Source organism: Melissospora conviva, assembly GCF_049523535.1.
Lineage (GTDB): Bacteria > Actinomycetota > Actinomycetes > Mycobacteriales > Micromonosporaceae > Melissospora > Melissospora conviva.
Genome location: NZ_JBLLDT010000007.1, coordinates 81,492 through 96,720, shown reverse-complemented (window position 1 = coordinate 96,720; position 15,229 = coordinate 81,492). Strand labels below are relative to the sequence as shown.

General features: G+C 74.1%; 14 protein-coding genes. 9 read left to right on the top strand and 5 right to left on the bottom strand.

From position 1 onward, the window contains the following. Positions 1–60: 60 nt before the first annotated feature. Entirely contained in the window at positions 61–1,191 is a 1,131-nt protein-coding gene (locus ACK8GG_RS16645) for a T3SS (YopN, CesT) and YbjN peptide-binding chaperone 1 (protein WP_440351242.1), read from the bottom strand. Between the two features lie 98 nt (positions 1,192–1,289). Further along, positions 1,290–1,886, bottom strand: a complete 597-nt coding sequence (gene mobA / locus ACK8GG_RS16640; RefSeq protein ID WP_440356746.1) for a molybdenum cofactor guanylyltransferase — start codon at positions 1,884–1,886, stop codon at positions 1,290–1,292. A 145-nt stretch (positions 1,887–2,031) separates the two neighbouring features. On the opposite strand from mobA, the gene fdhD reads away from it, so the two are divergent. Then, positions 2,032–2,886 (top strand): formate dehydrogenase accessory sulfurtransferase FdhD, encoded by an 855-nt coding sequence (gene fdhD / locus ACK8GG_RS16635; protein WP_440351244.1) that lies wholly within the window; start codon positions 2,032–2,034, stop codon positions 2,884–2,886. On the opposite strand, the gene ACK8GG_RS16630 is transcribed toward fdhD, so the two are convergent. Continuing rightward, on the bottom strand, positions 2,847–3,881 hold the full coding sequence (locus tag ACK8GG_RS16630) for a DUF4192 domain-containing protein (RefSeq protein ID WP_440351245.1): 1,035 nt from the start codon (positions 3,879–3,881) through the stop codon (positions 2,847–2,849). The genes fdhD and ACK8GG_RS16630 overlap by 40 nt on opposite strands. A gap of 150 nt (positions 3,882–4,031) precedes the next feature. After that, on the bottom strand, positions 4,032–4,526 hold the full coding sequence (locus ACK8GG_RS16625) for a GNAT family N-acetyltransferase (RefSeq protein WP_440356745.1): 495 nt from the start codon (positions 4,524–4,526) through the stop codon (positions 4,032–4,034). Positions 4,527–4,591: 65 nt separating this feature from the next. On the opposite strand from ACK8GG_RS16625, the gene ACK8GG_RS16620 reads away from it, so the two are divergent. The 5 genes from ACK8GG_RS16620 (at position 4,592) to ACK8GG_RS16600 (ending at position 11,512) form a co-directional block, all read left to right on the top strand. Beyond that, positions 4,592–5,473 carry a fructosamine kinase family protein gene (locus ACK8GG_RS16620; RefSeq protein ID WP_440356744.1) on the top strand — a complete coding sequence of 294 codons (882 nt, stop codon included), beginning with the start codon at positions 4,592–4,594 and terminating at the stop codon, positions 5,471–5,473. Between the two features lie 17 nt (positions 5,474–5,490). Next, positions 5,491–6,507, top strand: a complete 1,017-nt coding sequence (gene moaA / locus ACK8GG_RS16615) for a GTP 3',8-cyclase MoaA (RefSeq protein WP_440354615.1) — start codon at positions 5,491–5,493, stop codon at positions 6,505–6,507. Between the two features lie 4 nt (positions 6,508–6,511). Beyond that, positions 6,512–6,829, top strand: coding sequence for a MoaD/ThiS family protein (locus tag ACK8GG_RS16610; RefSeq protein ID WP_440356743.1), 318 nt, complete (start codon positions 6,512–6,514; stop codon positions 6,827–6,829). A gap of 20 nt (positions 6,830–6,849) precedes the next feature. Then, positions 6,850–8,238 carry a metallophosphoesterase gene (locus tag ACK8GG_RS16605; protein ID WP_440354735.1) on the top strand — a complete coding sequence of 463 codons (1,389 nt, stop codon included), beginning with the start codon at positions 6,850–6,852 and terminating at the stop codon, positions 8,236–8,238. Positions 8,239–8,299: 61 nt separating this feature from the next. After that, positions 8,300–11,512: a UvrD-helicase domain-containing protein gene (locus tag ACK8GG_RS16600; RefSeq protein WP_440356742.1), complete on the top strand. Its 3,213-nt coding sequence runs from the start codon at positions 8,300–8,302 to the stop codon at positions 11,510–11,512. A gap of 7 nt (positions 11,513–11,519) precedes the next feature. On the opposite strand, the gene ACK8GG_RS16595 is transcribed toward ACK8GG_RS16600, so the two are convergent. Then, on the bottom strand, positions 11,520–12,251 hold the full coding sequence (locus ACK8GG_RS16595) for a prepilin peptidase (protein WP_440356741.1): 732 nt from the start codon (positions 12,249–12,251) through the stop codon (positions 11,520–11,522). 199 nt (positions 12,252–12,450) lie between these two features. Between ACK8GG_RS16595 and ACK8GG_RS16590 the strand changes: the two genes are divergently transcribed. The 3 genes from ACK8GG_RS16590 to ACK8GG_RS16580 all read left to right on the top strand — a co-directional run bounded on the left by ACK8GG_RS16590 (position 12,451) and on the right by ACK8GG_RS16580 (position 15,219). After that, positions 12,451–12,930, top strand: coding sequence for an LppU/SCO3897 family protein (locus ACK8GG_RS16590; RefSeq protein WP_440354611.1), 480 nt, complete (start codon positions 12,451–12,453; stop codon positions 12,928–12,930). A gap of 8 nt (positions 12,931–12,938) precedes the next feature. Next, the gene (locus ACK8GG_RS16585) at positions 12,939–13,850 is read left to right on the top strand and encodes an LppU/SCO3897 family protein (protein ID WP_440356740.1); all 912 of its coding nucleotides are present in this window, start codon (positions 12,939–12,941) and stop codon (positions 13,848–13,850) included. A 136-nt stretch (positions 13,851–13,986) separates the two neighbouring features. Beyond that, the gene (locus ACK8GG_RS16580; protein ID WP_440354609.1) at positions 13,987–15,219 is read left to right on the top strand and encodes a DUF8462 domain-containing protein; all 1,233 of its coding nucleotides are present in this window, start codon (positions 13,987–13,989) and stop codon (positions 15,217–15,219) included. The last annotated feature ends 10 nt before the right edge of the window (positions 15,220–15,229 follow it).

Sequence of the window (15,229 nt, the reverse complement as noted above, 5' to 3'; positions counted from 1 at the left end):
TACGCCGAACCGGCGCGACAGGAGGTCGCCGCAGCGTCGCGAGGTGGGTGCTCCGCGTGGTCAGAGGTACATGCCGGTGCGGTGTTCGCCCTCGGCGCGTACCGGCTTCTCCTCGCCGAAGAAGCGCTTGCCGCCGAACTCGCCGTGCAGCCGGTCGTCGAGTTCGTCGGCGAGGCCGGTCATCACCTGCACGGCGAGCATCAGGTGGGCGGGCTGGAAGTTGCGCCCGAAGACCGGGATCGAGGCCCAGACGGTGTCGTCGGTGCAGTAGAGGCGCCCGATCGGCATCCGGTTGGTCAGCTCGGAGAGCTTGACGTAGAGCCGTTCGGTCGGCTCGACCTGGGTCAGCACCGGCGAGAAGACGTCGACCAGTGGCGGGTTGTCGCGGACCCGGACGAAGACCATCGCCGAGCCGGCCCGGATGTTGATGTCGCCGTCGGAGTCGACGTGCACCTGGTCGGCGTTCGACTTCATCATCGTGGAGACGACGGTGTGGACCGCCTCGGCCAGCTCGGCGACGTCGCCGGCTTCCGGCTCGGCGATCCGCACCGCGGCCGCGAGCGCCTCGTCGAGTTCACCGTCGAGGTCGTGCGGCAGGTCCGCCCGCGCCAGGCCGAGCGGCCCCACCGGGATCGGCTCGTCCGCGCGGTCGCGCACCAGGTAGACCAGGAAGGCCGGGTGGGGCGCGCCGTAGACGTCACGCAGGGTCCGGGAGATCGTCGCCGCCAGCCGGGTCGCGTCGGCGGCGGAGACCAGCAGGCCGAAGTGCTCCGCGGAGCCGGTCACCACACCCGGCGGTGACCAGCCCAGCGCCACCATGTCGGCGACCGCGGAGCGGTCGAGCCGGAAGCCCTCGGGAAGCACCGAGTTGCCCACGGCCCGCGCGAGCAGCAGCTGCTCCTGCGTGGCCTCCACATGGATCGAGTAGACGGCGTCGTCGGTGCCGGAGGCCGTCGGGTCCAGGGTCAGATCGATACGGCCGCCGACCGGCAGGTTCGGCAGGCACGCCGCCAGCGCCCGGGCGAACTCCTGCCAGGCCTCGGTCACCTTGACGCGCAGATCGGCGGTGCTCGGCTCGTCCAGCAGAATCGACTCGGGCTGCGCGGGCGCCGCCTGCCGGGCCGGCGCCGGTTCGTTTCCGGGCTCTCCCGGCGCGTCGTCCGCCGGCACCGAGGGGTGTGCTGCGGTCATGATCGCCTCCGTCCGTCAGCCACACCCTACCCAGGGTGCGGCGACGAAACTCAACCCGAGGCGAGGGCACTCCCCCGTCTCCGCGGCGGCCGCACCACTCAGGCCGACCAGCCCTGCGCCCGGCGTACGTCCTCGGCGGTGTCGCAGTCGAACCAGGGGGGCGGGCCGTCTCCAGTCGGGTCGATCTCGGCGATCGTGCGCCCGGCCAGCAGCGCCCGCATCGATGCCCCGGCGAGTTCCGGGCCGCGCTCGTGCCGCAGCCGGTCGAACGCGGCACGCAGCGCGGCGACCCGCCACACCCCGCAGAGCTGCTGGCGCCGGCCCCGGTCGTCGCGGTAGCAGACGCCGTCGCAGTCGCCGACCGCCAGCCGTACCCGCAGCGCGGTCACCGCCGCGGCGGTGAGCAGCGGCAGATCGACCGCGAGCAGCGCCACCTCGGCCACCTCGGGACCGAGCAGCGCCAGCCCGGCGGCGGTGGCCGGCACCGGACCGGAACCGGGCGGCTCCTCACGGGCCGCAAGCACCCCGGCGGGCGCCGGACCGGGCCCCACCAGGATCCGCGGCCTGGCGTCGGCGACCGCGTCGAGGACGTGCTCGCGCATGGGCCGCCCGCCGACCGGCAGGCGGGACTTGTCCACCCCGCCCAGGCGCCGGCCCGCACCACCGGCGAGCACCACCGCCGCGTAGCCCTCCACCCCGCCACGGTAACGGCCGACGCCCGTGTCGGGCCGCCATGGACGCATCCGTACGCCCGCGCCGACGCGGCCGTGGAAGTACTCGTACGCCCGCGCCGACGCGGCCGTCCGCCCTGAGCGGGGCCGCAACAGGCAGGATGGCGGCATGGGACGAGCCGGTGACCGACGCGAAATCCTGCGGATCGACCTGGGCGGTGACCGGGTGGCCACCCGGCGGCCGGACAGCCTCGCCGCCGAGGAGCCGCTGGAGATCAGGGTCGGCGCGGCCGGGCCGGGGCGGCGCGCTCCGCTCGCCGTGACGATGCGCACCCCCGGGCACGACCTCGATCTGGCCATCGGCTTCCTGCTGACCGAAGGCGTGATCCGCGACGCCGCCGACGTCCGTACGGCACAGCTCTGCGCCGGCGCCGAGACGCCGAATACCTACAACGTGGTGGATGTGGTGCTCGGCGCGGACGTGCCGGCCCCGGCGGTCGATCCGAGCCGGAACTTCTACACCACGAGTTCCTGCGGGGTCTGTGGGAAGGCGAGCATCGACTCGGTGCGTACCCGGTCGCGGTTCGCCGTGGCCGATGACGCGCTGGCCGTCGACGCGACGGTGCTGGCGGCGCTGCCGGAGCGGTTGCGCGCCGCGCAGCGGGGTTTCGCGCGGACCGGCGGGCTGCACGCGGCCGGGATCTTCACCGCCGATGGCGAGCCGATCGTGGTACGGGAGGACGTCGGGCGGCACAACGCCGTCGACAAGGTCGTCGGCTGGGCCGTCCGTGAGGGACAACTGCCACTGCGGGGCCGGCTGCTGATGGTTTCCGGGCGGGCCAGCTTCGAGTTGACCCAGAAGGCGTGGATGGCGGGGCTGCCGCTGCTCGCGGCCGTCTCCGCGCCGAGCACCCTCGCGGTCGACCTGGCCCATGAGGCGGGGATGACCCTGGTCGGGTTCCTGCGCGGCGCCACCATGAACGTCTACACCGGATCACAGCGGGTACGGCTGCCGGCCGGCTGATCGAACTGCGGCCACCCGTCGAGCACCGCGGGCGCCACACCGTTGCGCAGGATCTCGTCCAGCAGCAGCGCCAGCGAGTACTGCGGGCAGGCCTGCAACGCCCGCTCCACCGCCACCGCGGCGAGCGCTCCCCGCCCCGCCCGCCAGGCGGCGAAGCCGAGCAGCGCCGCCGGGGCCGCCGCCAGGTCGGGCTGGACCCGGCGCAGCAGTGCGGTCCAGAGCGCCAGTTGCCGCTCGTCGTCGTCGATCCGCTCCCAGGCGTGGTCGCGTACCGGGACGTGGGCCAGGAGCAGGCTCAGCCAGGCCACCTCGTCGTCGGTGAGCCGCTCCGGGGCGTCCCGCCGCGCCAGCGCGCCCGCCACCGCGTCGGCGCCCGCCGCGCGCAGCGCCCAGTCGCCCGGCAGATCGCGGCGGCCGGCACCCGCGAGCAGTTCGACGAGCCGCTCCTCGGCGCGGGCGGTGGCGAGTCGCATCGCCTCCCGGGCTTTGCCGGTCAGCGGCGCCAGCTCCCCGACCAGGCTCTCCCGGTCGGGGAGGGCGACCTCGCCGGCGAAGACGGCAGCCGCCGCCACCGCCGAGGCCGCCGGGTCGAAGAGCGCCCCCTCGGCCGGGCAGCAGGACGGTTCGTCGCAGAGGTACGACCAGTAGCGCGACCCGGTGATCCGCAGGGCGTCGAAGACGACGATCCCCGCGTCGGCGCAGGCGGCGCGCACCGCGTCGACGGCCGGGGTCACCTCCTCGGGCGCGCCGTAGCCCAGCAGCAGGACCGCCTCCGACTGCTGCCGGCGCAGCACCGCCACCAGATAGTCGGCGCTCTGCCGCAGAGCCGGGTCGCCGTGCGGCAGGTCGCAACGCGCGGCGAAGACCAGCCGCTCGCCGCGCATCGCGGTCACCACCAGGCTCTGCGCGGGATGGAAGCCGAGCAGGTAGGGCACGGCGGCGATCAGGTCCGCCGGACTTCGCACGGCGAGCTTCGCCTTGTCGATGGATGTCATGGTCGTCAGCCTGCTGCGCCGGCCACCCCGTGCCGAGACCCTGTGGACGACACGCGCGCCGTCCACAGGCTGCCGGCGGCTCGCGCACTGCGGGAACGACCCGTACGGTGCGGTTTCTCCACCGGCCGCGCGGCCCGACGGGGGCGCGGATCAGGACCGGAACTGCAGGTCGTGCAGCCCGACCGGCGGCGCGGCCGACCTTCGGGCATCCCCCAGGTCCATGGCGAGCTCGACAGCGGCGAGCCGGTCGTAGCCGGCGGCGTGCAGGCAGCGCAGCGCGGCCTGGTTGCGCGTCTGCGGCGCCACCAGCAGCTGTCGCAGGCCACGGCGGCCGGCGTGCTCGGCGACCTGTCGCAGCAGCGCCCGGCCGACGCCGCGCCCGCGGTGCCGGGCCGTCACCACCACCGGTTCGACCCGGCCACGGGCACCGTCGAGCACCAGCCCGGCCAGCCCGATCACGCCGTCCGGATCATGGTCGGCGACCCACACTCCGGAGAGCTCCAGCCGGGTCAGATACTCCTCGAAGGAGGTTCCGTACGACTCCTCGCCGTACAGCTCCTGCTCCTGGCGGACCAGCTCGCCCCAGAGCCGCAGGCCGGCCGCGCGGTCGGCCGGACCGTACGAGCGGATGCGGACTTCGGCCATGGCTCATCCTTACCTGAATCCGGGTCCGCGATCCGCGGTTCGCCGCAAAAGGCTATGTTGCGCTGATGGATCTGGCCCACCTGCGGGAACACCCCACCCAGCTGCCGATCTTCCTCACCCACCAGCGGATCCGCGAGACACCCGTCGGCGGCGGCGACAGCTGTGCCGCCGCTCGGCTCACCCTCGACGACGGCACCTCGCTGTTCGCCAAGACCTGGCCCGCCGGTACGGCGCCGGAGGGCTTCTTCGCGGCCGAGGCGGCCGGGCTGCGCTGGCTGGGCGAGTCGCGGGCGGTGGCCGTACCGGAGGTGCTGGTCGCCACCCGGGACCTGCTCGCTCTCGAGTGGATCGAAGCGGGCGCCCCGTCGGAGGAGGCGGCGCTGCGCCTCGGCCGGGAGCTGGCGCTACTGCACCGCAGCGGCGCACCGGCGTTCGGCGCCGACTGGACCGGTTTCATCGGCGTCCTGCCGCAGGACAACACCCTCGATGCGGGACCGTGGCCGCAGTGGTTCGCCCAGCGCCGGCTCCTGCCGTACCTGCGGCGCAGTGTCGACAACGGCGCCCTCGGCCCCGCTGACGCGGCGTTGGTCGAGCGGGTGGTCGACCGCCTCGGTGAGTACGGCGGCGACGAGCCGCCGGCCCGCATCCACGGTGACCTCTGGCCGGGCAACCTGCTCTGGGCCGCCGACGGCCGGGTCCGGCTGATCGACCCGGCTGCCCAGGGCGGGCACCGCGAGACCGACCTCGCCGACCTCGCACTCTTCGGCGGCGCGCCCTACCTGGACCGGATCCTGGCCGGCTATCAGCAGCAGTGGCCGCTGGCGGACGGCTGGCAGGCCCGGCTGCCGGTGCACCAGCTGCGGTTGCTGCTGGTGCACACCGCCGCCTTCGGCGCGGTCTATCGCGACGCGGTCGTCCGCACGGCTCAGGCCGCGCTGTCGGGGTGACGCGCTAACGTCGAACGATGAACTCCCCCGTTGCGGCCGGCTCGGCCCTGGTCGACCGGTTCGGCCGGGTCGCCACCGACCTGCGGGTCTCGCTGACCGACCGGTGCAATCTGCGCTGCTCGTACTGCATGCCGGCCGAAGGGCTGCCCTGGCTGCCCGCCCCGCACCTGCTGACCGACGCCGAGGTGATCCGGCTGATCACCGTCGCGGTGCGGCAGCTGGGGGTGACCGAGGTGCGCTTCACCGGCGGTGAGCCGCTGCTGCGACCGGGGCTGCCCGCGATCGTGGCCGCGGCGGCGGCGCTGCGTCCGCGGCCCACCCTCTCGCTGACCACCAACGGCATCGGGCTGGCGCGGACCGCGACGGCGCTGCGCGACGCCGGGCTGGACCGGGTCAACGTCTCCCTCGACACCGTCGACGCCGACCGGTTCGCCGCGTTGACGCGACGCCGCCGCCACCACGACGTGCTCGCCGGACTCGCGGCCGCCCGGGAGGCCGGTCTGCGGCCGGTGAAAATCAACTCGGTGCTGCTGCGCGGGGTCAACGACGACGAGGCGCCCGCGCTGCTGCGCTTCGCCCTGGCCAACTCCTACGAGCTGCGCTTCATCGAGCAGATGCCGCTCGACGCCCAGCACGGCTGGGACCGCGCCCGGATGGTGACGGCCACCGAGATCCTCGCCGCGCTGCGGGCCGAGTTCACCCTGCTGCCCGACCCGGCCCCCCGCGGCGGCGCACCCGCCGAGACCTGGTTGGTGGCGGGGGGCGACGGGCTGCGGGTCGGCGTGATCGGCAGCGTCACCCGGCCGTTCTGTGGTGACTGCGACCGCACCCGGCTCACCGCCGACGGGCAGGTGCGCGCCTGCCTCTTCGCCACCGAGGAGTCCGACCTGCGCGGGGCGCTGCGCGCCGGCGCCGACGACGAGGAGCTGGCCCGGCGCTGGCGGGCCGCGATGGCCGGCAAGCGCGCCGGGCACGGCATCGACGATCCGTCGTTCCTGCAACCGTCGCGGCCGATGTCGGCGATCGGTGGTTGAGCGCGTGCCGGTCATCGTCCGGTACTACGCCGGCGCCCGCGCCGCCGCCGGCCGCACCGAGGAGACGCTTGCCGTCGGCGCCGCGGAGAGGCCACCGGCCGATGCCGGGACGGTGCCGGCCGCCGATGGCCAGGAGCTGCTTCCCGCCGACTGCGGACTCGACGATCTGATCGCCGTGCTCTCCCGCCGCCACGGCCCGAAACTCGCGGCGGTACTGACCGTGGCGAGTTTTCTGGTCGACGGCACCACCTGGCATGATCGTCACACGCCGCTGCCCGGTGGAGCCACGGTCGACGTGCTGCCTCCCTTCGCGGGCGGCTGAACGAGAGCCTGGACGGGGTGATTGCGCTGGCATTCGTCGGCACGGTGGTGGTGCTGCTCGGCCTCATCCACCTCTATATCTGGTGGCGGCTCGTCCGCGACACCACCCGCCCCGGTCCGCTGCGCCGCGCCGGCGGCATCGCCGCGCTCCTGCTCACGCTCCTCGTTCCAGCCACCATGATCGGCACGATGGGCGGCGTGGAGCAGCTGAGCTGGCTGGCCTGGCCCGGTTACCTCTGGATCGCGGTCATGTTCTACCTGCTGGTCGTGCTGCTGGTGCTGGAGCTGCCGATGCTGGTGGCCCGGCTGACGCTGCGCCGGCAGGCGCGACGCCGGACCACGGTCGCCGCGCCGGCCGCTGACGCGATGCCCGTACGGGTGGCCGTGGCCGAAGCCGGCACTGCCGCGCAGCCGGCCGGACCCGGCGAGGCGCCCGTCCCCGCCGGCCGGGACGCGGAGCCCGGCAGCCCGGGCGACGCGCCCACCGACAGCGCCACCGGTCCCGCCGATGCCGGCACCTCCGACGGCGCGGCGCCGCCCACCGGGGCCGACCGCGACGGCGCCGCCCCGGATCCGCAGCGTCGCCTGCTGCTCGCCCGCGGCGCGGCGATCTTCGCCGGGCTCACCGCCGCCGGCCTGACCGGGTACGGCGTGCGGACCGCCACCGGCGCGCCCCGCATCCACCGGGTGCCGGTGCCACTGGCGAAGCTGCCCCGCGGCATGGACGGGCTGCGCATCGCCACCGTGTCCGACATCCACCTCGGACCGCTGCTCGGCCGGGCGCACACCGAACGGATCGTCGCCGCGGTCAACCGGCTCGACGCCGACCTGGTGGCGATCGTCGGCGACCTGGTCGACGGGCCCGTCGCCGAACTGGGGCCGGCCGCCGAACCCCTGCGCGACCTGCGCTCCCGCTACGGCAGCTACTTCGTCACCGGCAACCACGAGTACTACGCCGGCGTGGAGGAGTGGGTCACCGAACTCGACCGGATCGGTCTGCGGGTGCTCCAGAACGAGCGCGCCGAGATCCGTACGCCGGCCGGGGTGCTCGACCTGGCCGGGGTCAACGACGTCTCCGCCGACGGGGTCGGGGTGGCCGCCGGCCCGGATTACGCCGCCGCGCTCGCCGACCGGGATCCGTCCCGGCCGGTGGTGCTGCTGGCGCACCAGCCGGTGCAGGCCCACGAGGCGGCCCGCTACGGGGTGGATCTGCAGCTCTCCGGGCACACCCACGGCGGGCAGATCGTCCCGTTCAACCTGCTGGTCCGGCTCGAGCAGCCGGTCGTCTCCGGGCTGGGCGAGGTCGACGGGACGAAGCTCTTCGTCACCAACGGGGCCGGCTTCTGGGGTCCGCCGGTCCGCGTCGGCGCGCCGCCGGAGGTCGCCCTGGTCGAACTGCGGGCCGTATAGCGCTCCTCACGCCCGCGCGTGGCGGCGGAGCGCGCCGGATCGACTCGTGGCAGGATGCGGCGTGCCCTCGTTCAGCGCCGCAACCCCCGGCAGCGCCACCGTCGGTGCCGCACCGTTCGTGGCGGACCTGCACATCCACTCGAAGTACTCGCGCGCCTGCAGCCGGGATCTGACCCTGCCGACGCTCGGGCACTGGGCCCGCCGCAAGGGCGTGGCGCTGCTCGGCACCGGCGACTTCACCCATCCCGCGTGGTATGACCACCTCTGCGAGACGCTGGTCCCCGCCGAACCGGGGCTCTACCGCCTCGATGCGGAGCTGGAGCAGGAGCTGCTGCGCGCGGCGCCGGCCCGGCTGGCCGAGGCCGCACCGGTGCGCTTCATGCTCAGCACCGAGATCTCCACGATCTACAAGCGCGGTGACCGCACCCGCAAGGTGCACCACCTGGTCTACCTGCCCGACCTCGACGCGGTCGGCCGGTTCAACGCCGCCCTGGGACGGATCGGCAACCTCGGCTCGGACGGGCGCCCGATCCTCGGGCTCGACTCCCGGGACCTGCTGGAGATCACGCTGACGGCCGACCCGGCCGGTTACATCGTCCCGGCGCACATCTGGACGCCGTGGTTCTCCGCGCTCGGCTCCAAGTCGGGCTTCGACACGATCGCCGACTGCTACGCCGACCTCGCCGACCACATCTTCGCCGTCGAGACGGGCCTCTCCTCCGACCCGGAGATGAACTGGCGGGTCGCCGGCCTCGACCGGTACCGGCTGGTCTCCAACTCCGACGCCCATTCGCCGCCGGCGCTGGCCCGGGAGGCGACGCGTTTCGCCACCGCGCTGGACTACTTCGCCGTACGCGAGGCGCTGCGCACCGGCGACGGCCTGGCCGGCACGGTGGAGTTCTTCCCAGAGGAGGGGAAGTACCACGGCGACGGGCACCGGGCGTGCGGGGTGAACTGGACCCCGGAGCAGACCCGGGCCGCCGGCGGCACCTGCGCCGAGTGCGGCAAGCCGGTGACGGTCGGGGTGCTCAGCCGCATCGAGGAGCTGGCCGACCGGCCGGCCGGGTACCGGCCGGCGCACGCCCCGGCGGTCACCCACCTGGTGCCGCTGGCGGAGATCCTCGGTGAGCTCAACGGAGTGGGTGCCCGCTCCAAGACCGTCGAGGGGAAACTGAACCACCTGCTCGCCGCGCTCGGCCCGGAGCTGCGGATCCTGACCGATTCGCCGCTGGACGAGGTCGGCCGGGCCGGCGGGGAGCAGCTCGCCGAGGCGATCGGCCGGCTGCGCCGCGGCCAGGTCGAGCGGGTCGCCGGCTACGACGGCGAGTACGGCGTGATCCGGCTCTTCACACCGGCGGAGCTGCCACCGGCCGGCGGCGCCCGGCAGACCGAGGCGCTCTTCGACGTGCCCGTGCCGCGTCAGCGCGCCGGGGAGACGGCCGCCCCGGCGGCACCGCCGGCACCGGCGACGCCGCGCGCCCCGCGCGGTCAGCGGCGTACGACGAAGCAGGCGCCACCTCCGCCGCCACCACCGCCGATCGCGGTGCCGCCGTCGCCACATGAGCCGTTCGAGCCGATGCTGGCGGGGATGGAGGAGGTCGGCACCGGGCTGCTCGACCGCCTCGACGCTATGCAGCGGGTGGCTGCCTCGGCTCCCGGCGGCCCGATGCTGATCGTGGCCGGGCCGGGCACCGGCAAGACCCGGACCCTGACGCACCGGATCGCGTACCTCTGTGCGGAGCTGAACGTCTTCCCGGAACGCTGCCTGGCGATCACCTTCACCCGGCGCGCCGCCGAGGAGCTGCGCGAACGCCTCGACGGACTGCTCGGGACGTTCGCCGAGGACATCACGGTCGGCACCTTCCACTCGGTGGGGCTGACGATCCTGCGGGAAAACCACCGGGCGGCGGGACTGGCTGCCGGTTTCCGGGTCGCCGACGAGCGGGAGCGGGCCGAACTGCGCGCCGAGGCCGGTGCCGACGCCGTGGCGTACGCGCGCCTGCTGCGCAAGCGCGACCTGGTCGACCTGGACGAGCTGGTGACCCTGCCGGTACGGCTGTTGGCGGAGCATCCGGCGCTGGTGAAGCGCTACCGGGACCGCTGGCAGTGGATCTTCGTGGACGAGTACCAGGATGTCGACGCCGAGCAGTACCAGCTGCTGCGGCTGCTGAGCCCGGCCGACGGCAACCTCTGCGCGATCGGCGACCCGGATCAGGCGATCTACTCGTTCCGCGGCGCGGACGTCGGCTACTTCCTGCGCTTCTCGCAGGATTTCGTCGACGCCCGTCTGGTACGCCTGACCCGCAACTACCGCTCGTCGGCGCCGATCCTCGCCGCGGCGGTGCAGGCGATCGCCCCGTCGTCGCTGGTCCGGGGACGGCGGCTGGACCCGGCCCGGCTGGACCCGGAGGCGGCCCTGGTCGGGGTCTATCCGGCGGCGACGGTCGCCGACGAGGCGGACTTCGTGGTCCGTACTGTCGACGAGCTGGTCGGCGGCCTCTCGCACCGTTCGATGGACGCCGGACGGATGGACGGGCGGACGGCGTCGGCGTCCTTCTCCGACGTCGCGGTGCTCTACCGCACCGACTCGCAGGCCCGGGCGATCCTTGACGCGCTGGTGCGGGCCGGCATTCCGGTGCAGAAGCGCTCGCACGACCGGATCCGCGACCGGCCGGGGGTGCAGGCGCTCGCCGAGGAGCTGCGGCACGCCGACGCGGCTGGCGGGCCGTTGGCGGAGCGGCTGCGCCGGGCCGGGCGTACGGTCGCGCAGCGCTATTCGGTGCCGACGCTGGACGCCACCGGCGCGGTACGGCCGGAGGAGGTCCGGTCCGCGGTCGATCTGCTGATGCCGCTGGCGCGCCGCTGCGAGGACGACCTCGCGCTCTTCCTGTCGAGCCTGCTCACCGACGCCGAGGTGGACGCGCTGGACCCGCGCGCCGAAGCGGTCACGCTGCTGACCCTGCACGCGGCGAAGGGCCTGGAGTTCCCGGTGGTCTTCCTGGTCGGCTGTGAGGACGGCCTGCTGCCGCTGCGCTGGCCGGGGCAGACCGCGACCGAGGAGGAGATCGCCGAGGAGCGACGGCTCTTCTTCGTCGGGTTGACCCGGGCGCAGGACCGGCTCTACCTGAGCCACGTCCGCCGGCGGGTACGCCAGGGCGTCGAGCGGGAGTGCCGTCCGACGCCGTTCCTCGACTCGATCGATCCGGGCCTGCTGGAACGGCTCGGGCCGAGCGAACCGCGCCGCTCCCGCGACCATCAGCTGCGGCTGCTCTGACCCGGCGTCAGCGGGGGTGGAGCAGGAACGCGGCCAGGGCGCCGGCGAGCATCGCGGGCCCGAGCGGCAGTGCGGTCCGCCGTCCGGCGCGGCGGGTCAGCAGGAGGACCAGCGCCACCGGACCGATGAGCAGATGCGGCAGGAGCAGGCCGGTCAGCACCGCGGGCCAGCCGAGCCAGCCGAGCGGCAGGCCGAGCACGGCGGCCAGTTTGACGTCGCCGAATCCGAGCCGGGAGCCGGGCAGCAGCGCCAGCAGCAGGTACGCCCCGGCGCAGACGATCGCCGCCGCGCCGGCGCGCCACAGCGGGACGGCTGTTCCCGTACCGGCCGCGGCGAGCGCCAGCCCGGCGGCGGTTGCCAGGGCGAGGGCCGCGATCAGCGGGTCGGGCAGCCGCAGCCGGGCGAGGTCGACACAGGCCAGCGGGAGCCCGATCGCCACGGCGGCGAGCAGGGCGGGCAGCACCGGGTCGGCGCCGAACCGGAGTGCGAGCAGCCCGTAGGCGAGCCCGGCGACGGTGACGGTGAACGTGGTGGGCGGCCCGAGCCGTGCTCGGCAGCCCCGGCAGGTCGCCGGCCCCAGCCAACCACCGGGGCCGGCGCGGAAGGGCCGTCCACAGTGCTCGCAACCGGCCCGGGCGGGCGTACCGGCAACGACGCCGAGGCGGTAGGCGGTCCGGGGCACGAGTACGCCGGCGGCGGCGCCGAGGAGAGCCGCCACCGAGACGGTCACGGCGGACATGGGGTGGGATCGTATCGGCGGTAGGACAGCCTCGAGGACCGGATTCAATCGGGGGGTGAAACCGTAGCCGGATCGTCACTCTCCGAAGGGGAAGGGCGGGCGCAGATCCGGCAGGTGGGGGGGTTGGCCGGGGCGACTACCGTTGCGTCGACGCCGGACGCAGCGCGCCGGTGCGAACCACACCGCGCGGGGAGGGCGAATGGCCGATCTCAATGCACATCGCGGTCGGCCCTCCCTGCGGGGCACCGCGCTGATCGCCACCCTGCTCATGGTCGCCGCGCTGGCCTGTGCGGGCGCGGCCGCAACCCTGCTCGTCCTGATCGACTCGAACGACTCGGCGCCGGCCACGACGGCCGACGGCGAGCCGGACCAGGAGGCGCAGCCCGATCCGGACGGCGCTCCAGTCGATGTCGCCTCCACCGACGGGCGGTTCGCCGCCGCCGGCCAGTGCGTGCGCATCGATCAGGCGGAGACCGACACACCGGGTCTCTGGATCAGCGCCTGCCGCGCCGGCACGTATCAGGTGCTGCGCCGTTTCGACGGCGCGACCGAGGGCGAGCAGGACGCCCAGGCCAAGTGTGAGCAGGTCGAGGGCTACACCAACTGGTACTTCTTCCGCAGCCCGCTGACCAGCCTCGATTTTGTCCTCTGCCTCAAGCCCTACCGAACGACGAACTGAGGAAACGCATGTCTGTATACGGATCGGCCGGCTCCGGCAATCCCGAAGACCCGTACGGCCAGTCGGGGGCCACGCCGTCGTCCGGCTCCGGGTTCCCGCCGCCTCCGGCCAACCCGTACAACGCCGACCCCGAACCACCGACACTGCCCCTGCACGCGGCGCCGCCGAACCAGCCCGGTCAGCAGTGGGGCCAGTCGGCTCCCAACCCGGGCGCCCCGGACCCGAACCAGCCCTGGGGACAGCCCCCCGCCGGCCAGCCCGCACCGGGCCAGCCCTGGGGCCAGCCGCCGGCCGGTCAGCCCGCGCCGGGCCAGCCGTGGGGGCAGCCGGGTAGCGGCCAGCCCGCGGCAGGCCAGCCCGCGGCCGGTCAGCCCTGGGGACAACCGGCCGCCGGCCAGCCGTGGCAGCAGCAGCCGGGCACCGGCCAGCCCGGCGGGCCGTGGGCTCCGCAGTACGGCGCCGAGGCGCCGAAGAAGGGGAACGGCCTCAAAATCACCCTCATCGTCGTCGGGATCCTCGCTCTGCTGAGCTGCCTCGGCTGTGCCGGACTCGCCGCGATCGGCTTCATGGCCGAGGAGGAGGCGGACCCGCAGCCGTCGGTGAGCGCGGAGGCGAGCGCGTCGGCCGAGCCCACGGTGTCGGAGTCCCCGAGCCCGTCGCCGAGTGCCACGACGCCGACGACCAACCCCGGTGACGCCATGTTCGCGGTCAAGGGCGACTGCCTGGTCAACGACGGCACGTCGATCAGCCCGAAGCTGCGCAAGGAGGCCTGCGCCCCCGGCACGATGGAGGTCCTCGCCCGGGTCGTGGGCACCTCCGACAAGGACGCCTGCAAGGACTACGCCGCGACCGAGGTGTACTACACCTACGACTCACCGCTGGACGCCCGCGACTTCGTGCTCTGCATGAAGAAGCGCTGATCCGGCGATAGCCCAAACCAGGGGTGTCTAGCGATTTCGCTAGACACCCCTAGTTTCATGTCGAGATCGGACACGCCGATGCCGGGATCTACCCACATCTAGCTCTGTCGCTAGATGGCCCGATACGGTGCGATACGTGGATCCGGTCCGCAACCCCTACGCCCCCGGCGCCGGCCAGCGCCCACCCGAACTCGCCGGCCGGGGCAGAGAACTCGACGTCTTCGACGTCGTCCTGGAACGGGTCGCCCGGGGCCGGCCCGAACGCAGCCTGGTCCTGACCGGACTGCGCGGCGTCGGCAAGACCGTCCTGCTCAACACACTGCGCTCGGCGGCGATCGGCCGGCTCTGGGGCACCGGCAAGATCGAGGCTCGGCCGGACCAGTCGCTGCGCCGCCCGATGGCCGCCGCCCTGCACATGGCGGTCCGCGAGCTCGCCCCGCACCACCGGGCCCCGGACCGCATCGACGACTTCCTCGGCGTCCTCAAGGCCTTCGCCCAGCGCGCGCCGATCGGCGGCAAGAGCCCCCGGCTGCGCGACCGGTGGCAGCCCGGCATCGACGTGGCCGCGAGCGTCGGCCGCGCCGACTCCGGCGACATCGAGATCGACCTGGTCGAACTCCTCGGCGACGCCGCCGACGTCGCCGCCGACGTCGGGACCGGGCTCGCCGTCTTCATCGACGAGATGCAGGACCTCGGGCCGGAGGAGGTCTCCGCGCTCTGCGCCGCCTGCCACGAACTCTCCCAGTCCGGGGCGCCGCTGATCGTCGTCGGCGCCGGCCTACCGCACCTGCCCGCCGTGCTCAGCGCCGCGAAGTCCTACTCCGAACGACTCTTCCGCTACCAGCGCATCGACCGCCTCGACCGGGTCGCCGCCGACCAGGCACTCTGCGCGCCGGCCGGCCGCGAGGAGGTCGAGTACGAGCAGAAGGCCCTCGACGTCCTCTACGAGAAGTCCGGCGGGTACCCGTACTTCGTGCAGGCGTACGGGAAGGCGACCTGGGATCACGCGCCGCGTTCGCCGATCACGGACGCGGACGTACGGGTCGCCGCACCGGAGGCGGAGGCGGAGCTGGCGGTGGGCTTCTTCGGGTCCCGTTTCGAGCGGGCGACCCCGGCTGAGCGCGAGTACATGCGGGCGATGGCCGGGCTCTCCCTGGCCGGGGCGGAGTCGACCGGTCAGACCCGTGACGACATGGACGTCGCCGTGCCGACCGCGGAGATCGCCCGGGCGCTCGGCCGGAAACCCGCCAGCCTCTCCCCGGCCCGCGACGCGCTGATCAAGAAGGGCCTGATCTACTCCGGCGAGCGCGGTACGGTCGCCTTCACCGTGCCGCACTTCGGCCGCTACCTGCGGACTCAGCCGGCGTAGCCGGCATACC

Coding starts and splice junctions, on each gene's coding strand:
- ACK8GG_RS16645 (WP_440351242.1), bottom strand. CDS start 1,191: ATGACCGCAGCACACCCCTCGGTGCCGGCGGACGACGCGCCGGGAGAG.
- fdhD (WP_440351244.1), top strand. CDS start 2,032: ATGGGACGAGCCGGTGACCGACGCGAAATCCTGCGGATCGACCTGGGC.
- ACK8GG_RS16630 (WP_440351245.1), bottom strand. CDS start 3,881: ATGACATCCATCGACAAGGCGAAGCTCGCCGTGCGAAGTCCGGCGGAC.
- ACK8GG_RS16625 (WP_440356745.1), bottom strand. CDS start 4,526: ATGGCCGAAGTCCGCATCCGCTCGTACGGTCCGGCCGACCGCGCGGCC.
- ACK8GG_RS16620 (WP_440356744.1), top strand. CDS start 4,592: ATGGATCTGGCCCACCTGCGGGAACACCCCACCCAGCTGCCGATCTTC.
- moaA (WP_440354615.1), top strand. CDS start 5,491: ATGAACTCCCCCGTTGCGGCCGGCTCGGCCCTGGTCGACCGGTTCGGC.
- ACK8GG_RS16595 (WP_440356741.1), bottom strand. CDS start 12,251: ATGTCCGCCGTGACCGTCTCGGTGGCGGCTCTCCTCGGCGCCGCCGCC.
- ACK8GG_RS16590 (WP_440354611.1), top strand. CDS start 12,451: ATGGCCGATCTCAATGCACATCGCGGTCGGCCCTCCCTGCGGGGCACC.
- ACK8GG_RS16585 (WP_440356740.1), top strand. CDS start 12,939: ATGTCTGTATACGGATCGGCCGGCTCCGGCAATCCCGAAGACCCGTAC.